We start from the raw sequence: 17,864 nt of genomic DNA, 5'->3' as shown, positions 1-17,864 counted from the left end.
AATGTGAGACCATTGTCTTCATAATTAGCTAGTAACTTCCATCCTGTCCATCTTTCCACTTAGTCACAATTTCAGGTATCAATTGGAATGAGGATCTTTCCCCTTGGGAAGCAAATCGCGTTCTTGGAAATCAAGATCATTTTACGGGTGACGCGCCCGCATACCTAGATTGGTTGCTTAGCGTAGTGGTGCCCCTTGCTCAGCATGAATTGGGCGAATACTACGGCGAAGCATATATTTCAGGTTATTCTCTGGCAGGACTTTTTGCTCTTTGGTCACTTTATCAGACAGATATTTTCAAGGGAGCAGCTTGCGTTTCTGGCTCGCTGTAATTTCCTGATTTCAAGGAATATGCGCTTACTCATCCATTTGCTATGCGCACTCAAGCCGCTATGCCCAAGGCAGTCTATCTTTCTCTTGGCGACCGTGAGAGCAAAACAAAAAATAAAATCCTTCGTGGGAATGCTGAAGTCTATGAAATCATTGTCCGCCACGACGCTGAGCAAAAAAATACGCCCCATTTACCCAAGCAATCCTGCCAGTCACTTGACGGGGGTCTATTTACACGCAGCAAGGGGTATAACTTGACATATGGCTGGCGAAGCTTGAGGCTCATAAAATCCTCGTGACTTGCTTCGCTATACTTTTACAGCTCTTTGAAAGGAGCCAATACATGGGTATTAAAAAGGTCACCATTGCAGGTGGCGGTGTTTTAGGTAGCCAGATTGCTTACCAAAGTGCATTCAGAGGTTTTAACGTTACCATTTGGCTGCGTAGTGAGGCCTCTATTGCCCGTTGCGAACCCAAACTTGATCGTCTGCAGGGAATTTATGTTGCGAGTCTAGAAGCTGCAAAGACCGACAAGAGCAAGTGGGCTCCTGGTTTTGGCAAGCTCGAAGAGGCAACGGATGAGCATATCGATGAGCTTAAGGCTGCTGCTGTTGCTGCTCGTACCAATCTTCACTTAACCACCGACTGGGATGAGGCTTTTAGTGATGCAGACCTCGTTATCGAGGCTGTGGCTGAGGATCCTCAGCAGAAGATAGCCTTCTACGAAGAGCTTCAGAAGCACCTTCCCGAAAAGACCATCGTCGTTACCAACTCCTCAACTCTGTTGCCCAGCACTTTTGCCGAAAAGACGGGGCGTCCCGAAAAGTTTTTGGGATACCACTTTGCCAATAATATTTGGATTGGCAATACTGCTGAGATTATGCCGCATCCTGGCACCAGCGATGATGTCTACCAGCAGCTGGTACAGTACTCCCAAGACATCGCTATGGTTCCCATCCAGCTGCACAAGGAGCAGCCGGGTTATGTGCTCAACTCCATGCTCGTTCCCCTCTTGAGTGCAGCGCAGATGCTCTGGGCAAAGGATGTCGCGAGTCCTCAGGATATCGACCGAGTCTGGGAGATTGCTACAGGTGCTGCTCATGGCCCGTTCCGCATCATTGATGTTGTTGGTTTGACCACGGTGCTTAACATCGTTAAGATGCAGGTTACCACTGATGACCCCAACGATATTCATAATATCCTTATCAAAAAGATTGAGGCCATGATTGCCGAAGGCAAGACAGGCATCAATGCTGGCGAGGGTTTTTACTCTTATAAGTAGACGCTTCGCAGGCGCATCGTGGTCCAGTCGTGTCATTTTGCAATGAGTAGGACCAGATAGATTCAAGCAGGACGTGACGCAAGGGCGTTGCGCCCTGCTTTTAAAAGGAGAAGGAATATGTTAGAAATTGGAGCCATTGCACCGGACTTCGAGCTGCCCGATCAAGATGGTGTGACGCATAAACTCAGTGATTATCAGGGCAAAAAAGTTGTCTTGTATTTTTATCCCAAAGACAATACACCTGGCTGCACCAAGCAAGCCTGTGGTTTTGCTGAGCGTTATCCTCAGTTCCTTGAGAAAGGTGCTGTTGTCCTAGGAGTCTCCAAAGACTCCGTGGCATCACACAAGAAATTCCAGGAGAAGTTTAACCTGCCCTTTACCCTGCTATCTGACCCTGAACATAAAGTCATCGAGGCTTATGGCGTGTGGCAGGAAAAGAAAAACTATGGCAGAACCTATATGGGCATTGTGCGGAGTACGTACCTTATTGATGAGAAGGGCCGCATTGCGCGCGTGCAGACCAAAGTGAAGGCTGCAGAAAACCCCCAGGATACGCTCGATCTGCTTGACGCCTAAAAGATTGTCCCTGTGATGAGAATCATTTTTTCCCCAGCAAAACGTATGCGGAGTGAGGCTGATGACCTTGCTCCGCTTACCAAGCCGCTTTTTCTTGCACAAGCGCAAACAGTGCTTGAATGGTTGCAGTCGCTTTCTTATGAGGAAGCAAAGCGCCTATGGAAGACGAGCGACTCTATTGCACAGGCAGCTTATGATGCGCTTGCGCAAGCAAATCTAGAGCGCGGGCTTGTATCGGCAATTTTGTCATATGATGGCATTGCTTTTAACTACCTCGCGGCTGGTGTTATGGAAGAAGAGCAGCTGGCCTATTTGCAAGATCATCTGCTTATACTGTCGGGACTTTATGGCGCACTGCGACCTTTTGATGCAGTGGTACCCTATCGCCTAGAAATGCAGGAAAAAGCGCAGGTGGCTGGCACACGCAGCCTTTATGAGTATTGGGGCGATGCAGTCTATCAAGAAGCAATGCGTGGCGTAGGTACTGACCATGTGGTTGTTAACCTTGCTTCCACAGAGTATTCACGCATAGTGGAGCGCTATCTCATGCCACAAGACCGGATGGTTAGTTGCAATTTCGTCGTTGAAACTGCGCGTGGCCTGGTGCAAAAAGGCGTTTATTGCAAGATGGCTCGTGGCGAAATGCTGCGTTATGCTGCCGTGCATCAGGTTAAAGCGCCTGAGGAACTCAAGCAATTTGACTCGCCGGATTGGTGCTTTGCTGAGGAGCTTTCTACTGATACCGAGTTTTTCTTTATAAGAAAAGCCAACTAAGCCCGCTTCGCCCACATTGCGTATGCGGCTGCCGCTGCTGTAGGTGTGCTTTGGTGTCAGCTGGCCTAGGCGCGCGTTTATCACAACTGCCGCAAATACACTCTGAGCCGTAGATGGTTCAAGTTTCGGCGCCTCAAACAAAAGATGGTTCGAGTTTCGAAGTAAGCAAGTGTAAAAGCGCAGGTCAGATTTTTCTCTAGTTCGACAAACGAACCATCTATTGAAAAAAGGCTCGAAGCTTGAACCATCTTTTATTTGCCATGCAAGATTCGTATGACGTGAACTATCTGTCATTTTTCGAGGACGCTACTTTTGATCTCCCGTGGGCTTATGGCCAATGCCAAAGTCGGTGTAAAGACGATCGGCGAGCCAGTTGCTGGCCTTGGTAGCACCCGCAAAATTAAGATGTGTGCCACCGTCGCGCGAATCGACCGACCAGTCGATGCCAACCTTAGAAGAGGGATCGTTCATGTCGTAGTAGGTGACACCGTTCTTTTTTGCCCAGCGTTCAAGCTCAACATGTCTTGCAAAAGTAAACTCGCGAGCATTTGGAGCGCTTACTAGTACTAATTTTGCACCATGCTCTTCACAGCTTTTCTTTAGGTCATTGAGGTAGTACTCGGCAATGGGAGTCAAGGAAATCTTGTTGCCCTTGTCCTTCATATAATCGCCGCCCTTGTAAGGGACTACTTGTTCTTTCTTTTTATAACCCATATGCGGAGCAATGCCTTGGGGATTGTCATCCATGTGCCCTGTGGCAATGAGCTTCCAGTTGCTGTGATAGCGCAGCAAAGGACAAATTCTGCGACCAACATCTTGCATAACCATGCGAACGCCCGTACGGTGGAAGAAGTTGTTGGTTTCGGCAACAACAAGCTTGGTATGGTGATAGTTAAAGGTATCGTTGGCAATCTCATCAGACTCGGCGAGCTTTTGTAGCGGACGAGCAGAATTGTATGAGCGGATGCCTATACGTTGTTCAATAAGCTCAGGGGCAAAACTGCTTTGTGCACTTGAGTCACCAACAAAGATAAGGTCAAGACTGTTGCGGTCAAGCAGTGTATAGTCAAATTGATTAGGGAAGTGCAAACCTAAGGTGACCACAGGGTTGTGTGGTGTCACCACGGCAGAGAGTACCAGCAGAACCGCATAGAGTACGGCCATAAATCCCAACGAGCGCATAATGCCATGGAAAAGCGATGGCGCATCTGAGTGTTTTCTCTCGGCGGAAGACTGTTGCCCAGCACCATGCTGCTTTGTTGCAGTCGTATCGCAGCTCTTCTTTTCTTCAACCATGGTTCATCCTAGAAGTTGGCGTAAATTGAGGGAATGGCGTCATAGCCAGGTCCATAGGCTCCAAAGGTCAGCACAAAAGCGACCAAGGCAATACCTACTGCCCAGCGCAGCGCCGTACCATGCCTAAGCAACAGCGGTCGTAGAGCGATATCACACTCATGAGCAATATCGACAGCAAGCATTACTGCGCCGCCAATAAGTGCAATGATGAGGTCGGCGCCAGAGACACGGAAGCTGAGCCACAGATTGTCAACAAGCGGCTCTGTGCCTAGGCCAGCAAAGAGAGACTTAAACATCTGTACAAAGTCAGTGAGCGTATCGGCACGGAACAGCATCATGCCAATAATGACTAGAGCTATGGTGCGCATCATGGTGATACCCTGATTAAGCAGACCATCACGCTTGATGCCCGTGCGCTCAAAGAAAGCGGCAAATAAAGGCTCCAGTACCATGCCCACCACGACTAGTGCAAAGTAGTACAGGCCATAGGCGAGGTATTTCCAGGCGGCACCATGCCAGATACCTGTAGCAGACCACACGGCAAGCAAAGGCAAAAGAGTTGGCACAATGCGTACGGCGTTGCCCTTTAGATACTTGCGTGCCCATGTTGAAAGCGCCCGCGTAGCGCCTGATAGCGATACGGGATAAAAAACATAGTCGCGCAGCCATCCACCAAGTGTCATGTGCCAACGACGCCAAAATTCATTAACACTTTTTGAGAAGAAAGGCTGACGGAAATTCTGAGCTAACGTGATGCCGCACAGTTCGGAACTACCGCGGGCAATATCCACAACGCCTGAGAAATCAGCGTAGAGCTGCAGAGTATAGAGCGCCGCGGCAATAATGACCATGACACCCTTGTAGGAGGTGTGGTTGGTAAAAATCATACCTACCAACGGCGCAACACGATCGGCAACGACAATCTTTTTTATCATGCCCCATACGATAAGTTGCAGCCCATAGACTAACCGCTCACCGCGGGCAATCTCTCCGGCACGTAGTTGTGGTGCGAGTTCATCAAAGCGCCCAATAGGACCTTCGGTGAGCGTAGGGAAGAAGGACAAAAACAGCGCGATAGTCCCCAGATTGTGGCAGGCGGCGTATTTACCTCGGTATACGTCAATGACATAGCCCATAGCAGACATGGTGTAAAACGAGATGCCGAGCGGCAGCGCAACTCTTGCCAACGGAAGTGTGGCATCAGCGTTAAACAGATCAACAAAGATGCCCTGAATAAAGCCACCATATTTCAGTACCACGAGGATACCCAACAAAATGAGGCTACCGATGGTGCATACCAAACGCATGCGCTTTTGTGTGATAGCGCGGCGCTGCTTGCGTTCGTCGCGAGTTTCTTTACGTCCCTCAGGCTTTTGAATGGAATTTTTTGCCCGTTCAATAAGCAGCCCGCTGATCCAAGTGACCAAGGTAGCTGCAATGAGATAGACCACCAAGATCTTGCTGGAGTTCCAGAAGAAAGCGTAGCTGGCGGCCAACAGGATAATCCAGCGCCAACGCTTAGGAACAATAAAATAGGCAAGATAGACAAAAGGGAGAAACACTCCGAGATAGAGTGCCAGACCCTTCCAAGCTGTGAGGGACACGTTACACTCTATTCGTCAAGGAGGCGCTCAATAAGCGCTGCGATGGAATCAACGGAAGCAAAGTTATCTGGTGTCATTTCCAGGGGAGATACGCGTACTTCAAACTCGTCTTCGATAGCGCTAACAAGCATAATTGAGGTCATCGAGTCGATGGCACCCGATCCAACGAGGTCATCAGTGTTGTCGATATCAACATCAGGAAGAATCTCCTGCAACATATCGCGTACTTGCTCTTTGATTTCGTCCATGACATTCCCCTTCTTTTAAAAAATTACCGTTGAACAGTATATAGAAGCAAAAAACAGCAGGTAAAGCTACACACAACAAGCATCAAGCAAAGCATGACGATCGATTTTGCCATTGGCATTAAGAGGTAGTGTGGCCAACAAGTTGATGTTGTCAGGCATCATATAGGTGGGCAGGCGATGAGTCAGCTGTTGGTGCAGCTCGTCTTTGTTGAGTTTGTTACCTGAAGCAAAGATAACAATATGACCTTGCGTGGGCTCCCAGATAGCCGCACAGCTTGCGACACCCTCACATGCAGCTGCAGCAGCCTCAATTTCACCTAATTCGATGCGATAGCCGTTGCGTTTAATTTGGAAGTCCCTGCGGCTCACATAGCGCAGATCACCATCACGGGCAGGTCGCACGATATCACCAGTGCGATAATAGAGTTGTGAATCATGTGCATCGAGCGGATTGACAACAAAGGTTTCTGCGGTTCGCTTGGCATCTCCCAAATATCCCAGGGCAACAAAAGGTCCACCTACATACAGTTCGCCCTCATCATCAATGCCAGCTTCTTGACCGTCCTCGCGTATCACAAGAGCTTTCATACCCTCGCAGACACGACCTATAGGCAGCGACTCCTCGTTAGACAAGCGTCTGTTAACCTTGTAATAGGTACAAATATCGGTAGTTTCGGTAGGGCCAAAGAGATTGGCAAACTTTGCTTTGGGAAGCTTATCCATCCAGTAATTGAGTGTGGGTGTAGGCATTACCTCGCCAGCAAAGAGAACTTTGCAGATATGTTCTAGCGGAGCGACGGATAGTACATCCCAACGAGAGAGCATACCAAGAGCAGTGGGCACCCAATAGATAGTGTTGACCTTACGTTCATTAAGCCAGTTGACAAGAGGTACGGGCCAACTAAAGAGGCGTTTGGAGATGAGGTACATCGTAGCGCCCTGACGAATGGTGGCAAACATATCCGAGACAGACATGGAGAAGTACAGCGGTGTCTGGCTGCCAAATATGGTTTCCTCGCTAATGTCAAAGCAGTCTGCAAACCAGCTGACATAGGAAATGACATTGGCATGGCTTACCATGACACCTTTGGGCATACCGGTTGAACCTGAGGTATAGAGTACGTAAAGTAAATCGTCGGGGCGAGTCTTGCAACGAATATCGGCCAGCATGGTGGTATCGATATCTCCTGTGGAAGCCTCATCGATAGCGATACAAGCGCCAGGAAGCAGTTCTTCTCCAAGCTGGGCAGTTTGTTCGCAGACCAAAATAGCTGCTGGCTTAAAGGATGTCACGATGTTCGCGAGACGCTCGCGAGGAGACTCAGCATCTAGGATGGCATAATGGCCACCAGCAGCGGCGATACCCAAGAGTGCGACAACCTGATCGACCCCACGAGGGAGTAGAACGGCTATTGCCTGCTGTGCTTTGCCACAGCGAGCGAGCGTGCTGCCTACGCTTTGAACCTGCGTGAGAAGTTCAGAGTAGCTCAGGGCTTTTTTATCGTCTGCATATGAAATCTTGTCAGCATACCGCTGGGCTGACTCCTCAAGCCATTGAAGAACGTTTGTATAAGTCATACTTTTCCTTCCATGGGGCGCGCTGCTCGCAATATGTCGCGTTTAAAATGCTGGCGTATCCGTTCAGTAGTGTGACAAGGATAACTTTTATGGTAGAAGGAAAATCTTAGGACAACCTTACATCTAAGCCTATTCTTTCTTAAGAAATAAGAAAAATAACTTAAATGAGCTGCGGTTAGGGTATTGAGCGAACCTCAGTCTTCAATAGTGCATGTCACCACAAATGCCTTGATCAGCCATCCGTATGGCTGATCAAGGCGTATTTGATATCCGTGAAGGTCGACAATCTTTTTTGCAATGGAAAGGCCCAGCCCGCTGCCACTTGAATTGGTATTGCGTGCCATGTCGCCGCGTGAGAAAGGTTCAAAAAGTGCGTCGGTATCTCCAGCGATGGGCATACCTGTATCGCCGATAACGACAGCGACGGCTCCCGCAAGGTGAACAAGTCCCACATAGATGGTGGTACCAGCGGGATTGTGCCTGATGGCATTGGTGATAAGGTTAGCAAAGACACGACCGAGTTGATGCGCATCAGCATAGATAGGAAGGGGCGTTTCGGGCACCTCCACCTCAAGTGTCATCCCTGCTTCTTCCGCATCAGTATAGCTGGCAGCAGCTTCGCTTAGTACGATTTGTGGTAGGTCGCAGCGCTCTCGGCTGAGGGTATAATTTTCGCTTTCGAGCTTGGTAAAATCAAAAAGTACGTCAGTTAACCGTCCCATACGATCAGCTTTTGCTTGGATAGAGCGCAGATAACGTTCTTGGTCGGCAGGATTACTTACAAGGCCGTCTGCTAGAGCTTGGGCAAGACCACCGATACTCATCACAGGTGTGCGCAAGTCATGGGCCATATCAGTAATCATGAGATTGCGCCGAGCGTAGAGCTTTGCTTGCTCAAGATCGCGCCTCTTCTGTTCTTGCTTGACGCGGTGCTCAATCATGCGGGCAAAGAGCAAAGAACCGATAAATAGGGGAGCAAATATCAGCGATATGCCAAAGAGTAAGCTAGCGATACCGTGAGTCCAGGCTGTCGTAGTGCCTTTTATTGCTGTGGCAAGAAGTGCAAAAGAATGGCGAAAAACAAATCTGTTAGCGAAGGGCCAGATAATCCATTCGATAAAGACCACCAAACTACATACCAGCACAAATCTCACGCTGAGATACCCGTTAAAAGATCTAAGTTCATCGGCATTATTTGCGGGTGCGTTTGGCTTGGTGTGCTGTGCCATACTCTAGCGCTCCAAACGGTAGCCAAGACCACGAATAGTGCGGATGTAGACATTTGCATCATCGGAGAGCTTGGCGCGAAGCTTGCTAATGCATACCATGACGTTATTTTCGGCAGCCATGTAGGTCTCTCCCCAGCCCTTCTCGTAAATTTGTTGCTTGGTAAAAACGCGTCCAGGATGTTCCATCAGAAGTTCCATTACGCGAAATTCTACCGAAGTGAGCTCGATGGGGTTGCCCGCGCGGGTGAGCTCGCAGGCGTCTAAGTCAAGCACAAGGTCGCGCACGCTCAGCTGGCGATTTTCATTACGTTCTGCTTGAGGGGCTGCGGTAGCTGTAGCGGAGCTTGACGCCTCTGTAGCAACAGGTTTGGAGGGAAGGGGTTGCGCATCAATAGCGTAAACGCGACGCATTAATGCATTGGAGCGCGCAACTGCCTCTAGGGGATTAAAGGGTTTGACTAAATAGTCATCGGCACCTAAATCCAAGCCAATAACACGCTCAGCATCCTGGCCCTTTGCCGAAATCAAAATTACAGGCGTGGGTGCTGTGGCGCGCAGCTGGCGGAGAATCTCATAACCATTCACCTTGGGCATCATGATGTCCAAGAGACACAAGTCAATGGGTTGAGCTGCAAGAACATCGAGTGCTTCTTGTCCGTCTGATGCTTCTACTACCTGATAACCAGCATTTTCTAGGTAGAGACGCAAGACTTCGCGAATCTCTGCTTCATCATCGGCAATCAGGATGCAACGATGTTCACTGCTGCTCATGTGATTTCCCCTTTAACTGCACAGGCGCCGCTCAAGCGCAATGCCTGGGCGGCGCGTCTCAAGACAAATGGTAACGCTAGAACGTAATGCAAGCTCAGTGCGAGGTAAATTTCACTTAGAGAAGCGCGGTTTCATCGGTATCGCTTGAGCTATGAGGGCTATCGTCCTCATTGTTTTTGGTGTCCGCATCACTAGCGGCGCCCTCATCGTTAGCGGCGTTCTCATCACTAACAGCGGTCGTATCACTGGCAGCACCCTCATCACGGGTATCTTCCGTGGATTGTTCTGTTGCGGGCACTTCTGGAGTGAAAGCTTCATCGCGAGCAGTTTCGATAGGAGCTGCAGCTACAGAAGTAGTGCTCATGGGATAGCTGACGGTAGGAGGCACAGGACCATGGTTGGCAGAAGCGTTCCAGCTGCTGTTTTGCTCACCTGCACTAAAGGGTAAAGCAGACGAATTTGTGCCATAGCGTAGCGTCTCGTAAAGAGCGGCATAAGTCATTTGGATGTAGGGCTCCACATAAAAGATGTCGAGAATGCCTAGGGTCAAGCCAGCGAGTATATGCCAAGGGATAAAGGACAAGTCTAGTACGAAGGTCTGCCACTTATTACCATTCATCATCTGACGACTCTCAGCAAATGCACGCTCGCGGGTCATGGTAGGGTCATCTGCCAAAAGATAAGGAATCATGCGGTACTCATAGAACTTGATGATACCGGGGACAACAAGCAACAAAGACCAAGCAAAGATGTACAAATCCATGAAAAAGAGCGTTTTGAAGTTTTCGCTAAAGTTGCGGTCAAAGCTACGACCAACCTCAGCAACATTGGCAGGTTGATTAAGATTGCGTAGGAAAAAGCGGCTCATGCCGACACGCAAGGGATTGTAGATAAGAATTTGCAAGGCGGCTGCGGCAGCTATGGCTACAACAATCGCCAGGATACCTAAAGCCACAAATGGCAGCAGCACAATGGCAGGCAGGGATGAATCGTCGTATTCGTGGTGAGGAAAAGCCGTGTCTGAGTTATTCATGACAAAACTACCCTCGTCTTCGCCCACGCCGTATTCAAAGTCCTCATCAAAGTTGTCAATAAATTCTGGGTCACTACTGCTGTAGTACTCAGACGAGCTGTAAGCTGCGCTCCCAGCTCCCTTGGTGACTTCCTGAAATGCCGCATTAGCAGCTGTCCCAGCGCTTGCACCTACACTGGCGCCCGCAATTGCTGTTAGCAAAAAAGCAACCAAGACGGTTTTCCAATAGTTGGCTCGCAGACTCCTCTTGGCCTTTTCTTTTAGGTCATAACGTTCCCACATGATGTCCCTCCTTGAACATCTGCGCCGTTTGCTGATGACACTATAATGAGGCTAAAACCTAGCCAAGAGGTATACGATTCCCTAAGTTTTTCTTAAGCTCTCCTGCAATATAAGCAATTTATTATCTGTCTGTGAGCGCAGTATTTTCATGCCATGACAAGGCGCTAGGCAAGCAAACCGGTAGCAACGGCAATCAATGCGATTACAACGCCGACGATAGATTCACCACCAAGCAGGCCAGAAGCTATGACAATGCCGTCCTCGCCGCCCTTGTTCTGAGGGCGTATACGGTCATAGATAAACTTGACAAGAGCCCCAATAGGAGCGGTGAGTGATAGATAAAGAGGCAGGTAAACGCCCAGTCCTAGCATCATGGCAGGTAGGCCAAAGCAATGAAGCACTACTCCTGCAACGATACCTGCAATAAAGGCAGAAAGACTTGGGATACCAGCAACCATTGTTGCAACAACAGAAGCCTGGGCCGAGACAAATTCCTTGCCAGGTCCAAAAGCATCTGCACCATGTGCCGCAAGCAGTGCTGCCATAACCGCCACCGAAATTAAACAACCAAGCAGAGCGCCGATAGCCTGACCCCTCCACATGGCACGAGGGCTGGTACCGAGGAGCTGACCCGTCTTGAAGTCGCTCATCACATCGCCCGCAAGGCCACAAGCGACAGCCACGATACCTGCGACAAAGAAAAGCTTAACTTCGTCAGCTTCTCCCAAGGCAGCAACGGCTAGCAAAACAATGAGGCCAAAAATTTCCATGGGATCGATGCCTGTTTGCCCAACAGACTGTGCGCTCATGATAGTGGTCACAAAACTGAGTGCCACGATAACGAGCATTGCTACAGGACCTAGTCCCAAGCCAAAGCAAATGAGCAGTGCCGCAGCAGCTATCAGCAAACCCAAAGCTCCCGCATCGGTACGAGAGAGCCAAGCCGACTCAGCGGTATCATCGCTTTGTATGGCATCACGGTGTTTGGATTGACGCAAGAAAAAAACAAACTGAGGAATGATGTCTTTGACGATAACGCCAGCGCCAGATCCCATCATCAGACCCATACCTAAACTTGGCACGATACGGCTTGCCGTCGCAAGATCCCAGAGTCCAAGTGCGGTGCCTCCCACCGTGAGACCAAAGTTGGCAAACAGAGCTCCGCCAAGCCAAAATGCCACAGCGCTCCCACCTACAAGAAAGCCGACAGAAAGCATCATGGGTGAGTTATAGATGCCAAACGCAATGCCAGGAATGGGAAGCTGGGCTACGATGGGCGGCATAAGAGCTAATACATCGCGTGCTATGCTCCAAAGACCGGCCACCGCCATTGAGCCAAAGAGTTTTTTGCCTGTACTACCGCCAGCGGTACTTGCTTCTAGAGTCTGCGCTGCAGCGATACCGATGGGGTATTCCAATCCTGAGCGCTCCACTAAACGACGGCGAAAAAGTGCTGTCCAACTAAGACCCAGCAAGGTACCGCCGAGCGCAACGAGTAGCATTACCACCCAGTTTACGCGGTCAGCCATACCGAGCATCCACGCTGCGGGAATAGTAAACGCGAGGCCACCCGCAACCATCGATCCTGCAGACATAATGATCTGTGTAATATTTGCCTCGTTCAGGCTGCGATGACCAAAAGCGCGCAGCAGAGTGAGTGCCGTAATTGAGGTAAAAATCGTTGGCCAGGGGAGCGCGCCCATTTTAAGCGCGGTATAGACGGATGAGGCCGTGATGATGATGCAGCCAATGATGCCTATTACGAGACCAGTAGCTGTAAGCTCACCAGAAGACTCGCTAGATGTGGACTTTTTGGGGGAGTTTGTTTGTATATTAGTTCTCACGTCCAACCTTTCACCAGTTACTCTTGACATGCTACGACCTTGATGCGGGCTACTTACCCACGCCAAAAAGTTACGTGGCTCATACTTTTACCGCAAACATTGCCGGTTCATACTATCATTTCAGAGAATCAGACGGCATTCTCGCTGTTCGATTATCCTAATAACAAGTGCTTTTTGCTCGGCAGTAAAGTGGAGGTAGACCATGTCAATCCGCATCATCACCGACTCTGCATCTGATATAGCTCAGGGTTCTCAGCAAGGCCTTGAAATTGTTCCCCTGTCTATCACCTTTGGTGAAGGTGCCAACGCAAAGGTCTATTCCGATGGCGTTAATCTGACTCCGCAGCGTTTTTACGAGTTGTTAGTTGAGACGGATACGTTGCCCAAGACAAGCCAGCCTGCCCCCGGACTTTTTCGCGATGCGTATCTGTCTGCTCGTGAGGCAAACGATGATGTGGTAGTCATTACCATTGCATCTGGTCTTTCAGGTACGTATCAAAGCGCTCAGCTCGCACTTTCCGAAATTGAAACGAAGGACCCCGAGTGGGCAGCGCGTGTGCATATCATTGAGTCGGGCTCAGCCTGTGTGGGCCAGCGTGCGCTGGTAGAGTGGGCACTTCGCATGTTGCACGAGGGCATGAGCTGCGAGCAAATCGTCAAGGAACTCGAGTTGCGTAAGCGCGATTTGCGCGTCGTGGTGTTGCTTGACACCCTTGAGTATCTGCGCCGTGGTGGCCGCCTTACAGGAGGTGCTGCTGCGATGGGTGCACTGCTTTCTATCAAGCCTGTAGTCGAGCTTCGTGATGGCGTTATAAGTATTTTGGGCAAAGCGCGCGGTTCCAAAAATGGCAAAAACCTGCTCAACCAAAAGATTGAAGCAGTAGGTGGTATTGACTATGAGCTGCCTCTTAATGTGGGCTATGCGGGCACCTCTGCGCATCTTGCCAACAAATACATCAAGGACAGCTCTCATCTTTGGGAGAGCGCGGCGGGAAAGCCTCCCGTTTGGCCCATGGGTGCCACCATTGGTACGCATACTGGTCCTGGCGCTATTGCCGTGTCGTTCTTTGCCAAGCGCGTGTAACTACAGCTGTGTACAGGCGATGTGATGGATACAGATTTAGACCAAGCACAGCAGGAAGCAAGACAAGCGGGACTTGAGCTTATCAAAGGCGCATGTGGCCTGGTTTTGACTGATGGCGCGATGGAGCTGAGCTGTGATTTTACGGCTCTGCTACCGCGCTTGCGCCAAGATAGACTAGCACGTGAATTAGTAGTGCGAGCGGCGCGTATTAAGGCTGTTACACAGCCCGTAGTAGTTGATGCGACAGCGGGTCTGGGTGAGGACTCGCTGCTCTTTGCTGCGGCAGGTTGCAAGGTTTTGCTTTTTGAAAGCGACGCCGTCATTGCGGCATTATTGCGTGATGGCTTGCAACGAGCGGCGAACGTAGCTCAGTTAGCACCGGTCGTTGGACGTATGCAGCTTTTTGAAAGCAATAGCGTTGATGTACTGCCTAGCTTGGCAAACAAGGTAGATGTCGTCTATCTTGACCCGATGTTTCCAGGGCGTACCAAGTCAGCGGCAGTCAAGAAGAAATTCCAACTCTTGCATCATCTCGAGCAGCCGTGCACTGACGAAAGAGCGCTGTTACATGCTGCGCTTGCAGCTAACCCGCGCAAAGTGCTTGTTAAGCGACCTCTCAAGGCGCCAACACTTGCCTCTTCGCGCCCTAGTTATAGTCTTTTGGGTAAAGCAGTGCGTTTTGATGTAATTGTGCCGCCGCACACTTTATCGCAATAACGTCTCACAAGCTATTAGAATGTTTCGCATGATCAAAAGACTTAAAAAAACGATTCCTGTGGCACTGCCTGTCATGTTGGGCTACTTAGCCATTGGCCTTCCGAGCGGCATTCTTGCAGCTCAGGTAGGTGTTCCCGCATGGGCTTGTTTTGTGGTAAGTGCAACGGTCTATTCAGGTGCGGGCCAGTTTATGTTCCCCAATATGGTGCTCGCAGGAGCAAGTCCTCTTGCAATCATCGCTTCGATTTCTCTTGTCAATACACGCCAAGTACTTTATTCAGCAGCCTTTGCACCTTTTTTTCGCAAAACAAGCCGGCTGCTCACGGTGGTTTTTTCAGCTACGGTAACTGATGAAACCTTTGGCATCAATCTCGACAAACTTTCACGCGTTGGCGAGGACTGGACTCCTCAAGATGCATTGGCAATCAATCTTGAAAGTATGTTTTCGTGGGCAAGTGCAAACTGCATCGGTGCGCTGGTGGGACCTCTGCTTGCCTTGCCAACAGAAATTACTTCTTTTGCAATGACTGCCATTTTTATTTGCCTGCTTGTGGGCCAGAAAATGCGTATCGAAGCCGTACTTGCGTTGGTAGTAGCTGTGTTGGGTGTTGCTGTTTGCAAGCTGGTGGGGCTGGGCGGACTGGCAGTCTTTCTCGGGGCGTTGCTCGGCGTAATAGCAGGCACCGTGTATGGGGCGGTGAAATCATGAGTCCCTATGCGAGTTACCTTCTTATTTATGTGGGTGTTTTGCTTGAGATACTTGTCTGTCGTGTGGCGCCTATTTTGCTGCTCAAAGGACGTACTCTACCCGAGCGCGTTGAAGAGGCATTTTCATTAATACCAGTAGCTGCTTTTGCGGCGTTGGTGGCAAATGACCTTATTCAGCCTGAGCTGTTGATGAGAGATCCCAAAGCGGGAGTACTACCTTTTGTAGCTGCGCTACCCGTTATTTTTGTTGCAAAAAAGACAGGGTCACTCATTTGGAGCGCCGTTGTGGGTATGCTTGCCTATGCGGCACTGTTTTGGGTGGTGTGACGAAGCAGTTCAAATCTGTCAAACTAGTGATGTCTTATACCGCGAGGACGGGAGTACGATGTCGGAGTCTGCTTATGACCTTGAGGGTCTGGCGTGGAAGTTTCGCTCGATAGTAGGAGAGGAAGATGTCCTTCTCAACGAACCTATGAGCGAGCATACAACTTTCAAGATTGGTGGTCCCGCTGATCTGTATGTGATTCCTGAAGATGTGGCCGAGCTCGCGGAGATTCTTGATATTTGTCGTGAGCGAGAAGTGCCGTATTTTGTGTTGGGCAAGGGCTCTGATTTGCTTGTTGCTGATGAGGGCTATCGCGGTGTGATCATTGGACTTGCGGATGGCCTGACAGGCGTTACTGCTGACGATGAGCTCCTGACCTGCGAGGCGGGCGTGCCTTTGCGTGAGGCATCCGAGATGGCATGTGAATTGGGTCTGACAGGCCTTGAGTTTGCCTGTGGTATTCCAGGATCTGTGGGTGGTGCCTGCTTTATGAATGCTGGTGCCTATGATGGTTGTATTTCCGATGTCTTATCTTGTGTTCGTGTGATTTTGCCAACAGGTGAGCAGCAGACTCTGAGCATTGATGAACTTGCCATGGGTTATCGTACGAGCCGCGTCAAGACGGACAATTTGGTAGTGGTAAGTGCAAGCTTTGCCCTCCGTTGTGGAGATCCCAAAAAAATCCGCGCCAAGATGGATGATTTCACTGTGCGTCGAGAAGAAAAACAGCCGTTGGAATTGCCTAGCGCTGGCTCGACTTTCAAGCGTCCTGAAGGTTATTTTGCGGGTAAGTTGATTACCGATGCAGGACTTAAGGGCTATCAGTATGGTGGTGCAGGCATATCAACCAAGCATGCTGGCTTTGTTGTCAATCTAGGTGGCGCAACTGCAGCTGATGTGCGTGCGGTAATTGCGCATGTCCAAGATGAAGTTGAGCGTCAGTTTGGCGTTCATATGGAGCCTGAAGTCCGCTTTCTGGGTTAACCTGCTTTTGTCGCTCAAATAGGGGACGTGCGAGCCCTCGCACTCCTTGCTTGGAAGCCGCAGATGAGAAATCACCTCTGTTGCGCCATTAATCGCTTGTTGTAGTCGGCACGATAGCTGACGCTGTCGTTGTTGCAAAGGTAGCGTGAATTTCGTCTAAGGCGGTAAAGATGGGCACAAGGGCGGCCATGTTATCAGGCACATCACTCATTACCACAGCAATATACGGTCCTTGGTCGGACCATACGATACCTGCATCGACGGTAGCGCAATAGTTGTCGCCCGCATCAGCTGGATACCAACCAGCTTTACCCCAAGAGAGCTCGGGACCTTCGAGCGCATCATCGAGAGCAGAAACTTCGCGCTGTGACATTGCATATTCCAAGGCATTGGCCGCATCACTGTCCTGCTCCAAATAGTGATAAATCTGCTGCCACATGCCCAGCAGTTGTCTGGGAGTGGTATTGGGATAGGAGGGCGTGGCATAATCGGCGAGGGTGTCATAGGCTCCCGCATCAATACCTGCCGCAGCAAGCCAAGCTTCGAAAGGCTCAGACCCATAACGAAGGCGCAGCTGAGCATAACTTGTGTTGTCTGAGTAACGCAATACATTGCTTGCGGTCGTAGCTAGCGCAGACTCCCTCACCTGTCCTGTCTCGATAAGCTGCTGGTAAAGACTGGTAATGTAGGGACCTTTGATGCTGCTTGCAGGATAAAAAACTTCATCAGCGTGATAGGTTAGTTGTCGTTCTGTCTGAATATCCAGCAAAACAACCCCTACGCTGTAACCGTCTTTTTCAAGTAAGGAAATCTCATCAGCAAGATTTCCCATAGCCTCACTCCTTAATAGTGCAGCCGCATGGGGATTTTGTAGATAGGATTGATTGTGTTCGTCAAAGAAAAGAGGCAGAAGGCTTGCAGTAGTTGCAAAGGGCTCGATTTCGTCTCCTGCCTCTGTATCAGGTGCATTGGCTGCATTTTCTGTCGTTATGGCAGAAGTGCTATAGGTAGATGAGCCTGTGGAATCTAAAAGAGTTGAAGCTATAGGTACTGCTTTTTCTCTGATATGGGTTCCTTGCAAGATGGCAACTACAAGCACGCCTATCCCTGCAAGGGCAGTAGCAAGTAGTGCCAAGCGCAGGCGTCTCACCTGATATAGGAGCCTTTGAACCGCCGATATGTCCCGCTCTTTGTGCATT

Annotated in this window: 18 protein-coding genes; 9 read left to right on the top strand and 9 right to left on the bottom strand. The window is 49.8% G+C overall.

The features are described from left to right. The first annotated feature begins 68 nt into the window (after positions 1-68). From BN4314_RS08370 to yaaA, 4 genes are all read left to right on the top strand, one after another. On the top strand, positions 69-332 hold the full coding sequence (locus BN4314_RS08370) for an alpha/beta hydrolase-fold protein (RefSeq protein WP_408634882.1): 264 nt from the start codon (positions 69-71) through the stop codon (positions 330-332). A gap of 341 nt (positions 333-673) precedes the next feature. After that, positions 674-1,612, top strand: coding sequence for a 3-hydroxyacyl-CoA dehydrogenase (locus tag BN4314_RS02610; RefSeq protein ID WP_068539637.1), 939 nt, complete (start codon positions 674-676; stop codon positions 1,610-1,612). 117 nt (positions 1,613-1,729) lie between these two features. After that, on the top strand, positions 1,730-2,188 hold the full coding sequence (bcp, locus tag BN4314_RS02605) for a thioredoxin-dependent thiol peroxidase (RefSeq protein WP_068539636.1): 459 nt from the start codon (positions 1,730-1,732) through the stop codon (positions 2,186-2,188). Between the two features lie 15 nt (positions 2,189-2,203). After that, a complete protein-coding gene (gene yaaA, locus BN4314_RS02600) occupies positions 2,204-2,962 on the top strand; it encodes a peroxide stress protein YaaA (RefSeq protein ID WP_068539635.1) in 759 nt (252 codons plus the stop codon). Between the two features lie 306 nt (positions 2,963-3,268). Here yaaA and BN4314_RS02595 read toward each other — a convergent pair whose 3' ends face one another. The 8 genes from BN4314_RS02595 to BN4314_RS02560 all read right to left on the bottom strand — a co-directional run bounded on the left by BN4314_RS02595 (position 3,269) and on the right by BN4314_RS02560 (position 12,877). Further along, positions 3,269-4,258, bottom strand: coding sequence for an SGNH/GDSL hydrolase family protein (locus tag BN4314_RS02595; RefSeq protein WP_068539634.1), 990 nt, complete (start codon positions 4,256-4,258; stop codon positions 3,269-3,271). Positions 4,259-4,266: 8 nt separating this feature from the next. Then, on the bottom strand, positions 4,267-5,862 hold the full coding sequence (locus BN4314_RS02590) for an MBOAT family O-acyltransferase (protein WP_068539633.1): 1,596 nt from the start codon (positions 5,860-5,862) through the stop codon (positions 4,267-4,269). A gap of 8 nt (positions 5,863-5,870) precedes the next feature. Then, the gene (locus BN4314_RS02585) at positions 5,871-6,110 is read right to left on the bottom strand and encodes an acyl carrier protein (RefSeq protein ID WP_021735888.1); all 240 of its coding nucleotides are present in this window, start codon (positions 6,108-6,110) and stop codon (positions 5,871-5,873) included. A 66-nt stretch (positions 6,111-6,176) separates the two neighbouring features. Further along, on the bottom strand, positions 6,177-7,688 hold the full coding sequence (locus tag BN4314_RS02580) for an amino acid adenylation domain-containing protein (RefSeq protein ID WP_068539632.1): 1,512 nt from the start codon (positions 7,686-7,688) through the stop codon (positions 6,177-6,179). 194 nt (positions 7,689-7,882) lie between these two features. Next, positions 7,883-8,917 (bottom strand): sensor histidine kinase, encoded by a 1,035-nt coding sequence (locus tag BN4314_RS02575; RefSeq protein WP_082911137.1) that lies wholly within the window; start codon positions 8,915-8,917, stop codon positions 7,883-7,885. 3 nt (positions 8,918-8,920) lie between these two features. Then, positions 8,921-9,688, bottom strand: coding sequence for a response regulator transcription factor (locus BN4314_RS02570; protein ID WP_068539631.1), 768 nt, complete (start codon positions 9,686-9,688; stop codon positions 8,921-8,923). 115 nt (positions 9,689-9,803) lie between these two features. Beyond that, positions 9,804-11,003 (bottom strand): DUF975 family protein, encoded by a 1,200-nt coding sequence (locus BN4314_RS02565; protein WP_068539630.1) that lies wholly within the window; start codon positions 11,001-11,003, stop codon positions 9,804-9,806. 164 nt (positions 11,004-11,167) lie between these two features. Next, a complete protein-coding gene (locus tag BN4314_RS02560; RefSeq protein ID WP_082911136.1) occupies positions 11,168-12,877 on the bottom strand; it encodes an OPT/YSL family transporter in 1,710 nt (569 codons plus the stop codon). 172 nt (positions 12,878-13,049) lie between these two features. Here BN4314_RS02560 and BN4314_RS02555 point away from each other — a divergent pair, with 172 nt between their 5' ends. From BN4314_RS02555 to murB, 5 genes are read left to right on the top strand one after another with little or no spacing between them, the layout of a single operon-like run. Continuing rightward, on the top strand, positions 13,050-13,931 hold the full coding sequence (locus BN4314_RS02555) for a DegV family protein (RefSeq protein ID WP_068539629.1): 882 nt from the start codon (positions 13,050-13,052) through the stop codon (positions 13,929-13,931). 24 nt (positions 13,932-13,955) lie between these two features. After that, entirely contained in the window at positions 13,956-14,648 is a 693-nt protein-coding gene (locus tag BN4314_RS02550) for a class I SAM-dependent methyltransferase (RefSeq protein WP_068539628.1), read from the top strand. 58 nt (positions 14,649-14,706) lie between these two features. Next, complete coding sequence (locus BN4314_RS02545; RefSeq protein ID WP_222859677.1) at positions 14,707-15,357, top strand: AzlC family ABC transporter permease; 651 nt, start codon at positions 14,707-14,709, stop codon at positions 15,355-15,357. Then, complete coding sequence (locus BN4314_RS02540) at positions 15,354-15,683, top strand: AzlD domain-containing protein (protein ID WP_021735927.1); 330 nt, start codon at positions 15,354-15,356, stop codon at positions 15,681-15,683. Before BN4314_RS02545 ends, BN4314_RS02540 begins: the two co-directional genes overlap by 4 nt. Before the next feature lie 58 nt (positions 15,684-15,741). After that, a complete protein-coding gene (gene murB / locus BN4314_RS02535; protein ID WP_021735904.1) occupies positions 15,742-16,665 on the top strand; it encodes a UDP-N-acetylmuramate dehydrogenase in 924 nt (307 codons plus the stop codon). A gap of 88 nt (positions 16,666-16,753) precedes the next feature. On the opposite strand, the gene BN4314_RS02530 is transcribed toward murB, so the two are convergent. After that, on the bottom strand, positions 16,754-17,815 hold the full coding sequence (locus BN4314_RS02530; protein ID WP_068539627.1) for a serine hydrolase: 1,062 nt from the start codon (positions 17,813-17,815) through the stop codon (positions 16,754-16,756). Positions 17,816-17,864: the final 49 nt, after the last annotated feature.

It is taken from the genome of Olegusella massiliensis (assembly GCF_900078545.1).
In the GTDB taxonomy this organism is placed as follows: Bacteria; Actinomycetota; Coriobacteriia; order Coriobacteriales; family Atopobiaceae; genus Olegusella; species Olegusella massiliensis.
Note: the sequence above shows the minus strand (reverse complement) of the source record. Positions and strands in the feature narration are given on the sequence as shown.

What these genes read in the sequence shown, in the direction of transcription:
- yaaA (WP_068539635.1), top strand. Translation starts at nt 2,204, where the DNA reads ATGAGAATCATTTTTTCCCCAGCAAAACGTATGCGGAGTGAGGCTGAT.
- BN4314_RS02585 (WP_021735888.1), bottom strand. Translation starts at nt 6,110, where the DNA reads ATGGACGAAATCAAAGAGCAAGTACGCGATATGTTGCAGGAGATTCTT.
- BN4314_RS02575 (WP_082911137.1), bottom strand. Translation starts at nt 8,917, where the DNA reads ATGGCACAGCACACCAAGCCAAACGCACCCGCAAATAATGCCGATGAA.
- BN4314_RS02595 (WP_068539634.1), bottom strand. Translation starts at nt 4,258, where the DNA reads ATGGTTGAAGAAAAGAAGAGCTGCGATACGACTGCAACAAAGCAGCAT.
- BN4314_RS02560 (WP_082911136.1), bottom strand. Translation starts at nt 12,877, where the DNA reads ATGTCAAGAGTAACTGGTGAAAGGTTGGACGTGAGAACTAATATACAA.
- bcp (WP_068539636.1), top strand. Translation starts at nt 1,730, where the DNA reads ATGTTAGAAATTGGAGCCATTGCACCGGACTTCGAGCTGCCCGATCAA.
- BN4314_RS02550 (WP_068539628.1), top strand. Translation starts at nt 13,956, where the DNA reads ATGGATACAGATTTAGACCAAGCACAGCAGGAAGCAAGACAAGCGGGA.
- BN4314_RS02540 (WP_021735927.1), top strand. Translation starts at nt 15,354, where the DNA reads ATGAGTCCCTATGCGAGTTACCTTCTTATTTATGTGGGTGTTTTGCTT.
- BN4314_RS02610 (WP_068539637.1), top strand. Translation starts at nt 674, where the DNA reads ATGGGTATTAAAAAGGTCACCATTGCAGGTGGCGGTGTTTTAGGTAGC.
- BN4314_RS02565 (WP_068539630.1), bottom strand. Translation starts at nt 11,003, where the DNA reads ATGTGGGAACGTTATGACCTAAAAGAAAAGGCCAAGAGGAGTCTGCGA.
- BN4314_RS02580 (WP_068539632.1), bottom strand. Translation starts at nt 7,688, where the DNA reads ATGACTTATACAAACGTTCTTCAATGGCTTGAGGAGTCAGCCCAGCGG.
- murB (WP_021735904.1), top strand. Translation starts at nt 15,742, where the DNA reads ATGTCGGAGTCTGCTTATGACCTTGAGGGTCTGGCGTGGAAGTTTCGC.
- BN4314_RS02555 (WP_068539629.1), top strand. Translation starts at nt 13,050, where the DNA reads ATGTCAATCCGCATCATCACCGACTCTGCATCTGATATAGCTCAGGGT.
- BN4314_RS02570 (WP_068539631.1), bottom strand. Translation starts at nt 9,688, where the DNA reads ATGAGCAGCAGTGAACATCGTTGCATCCTGATTGCCGATGATGAAGCA.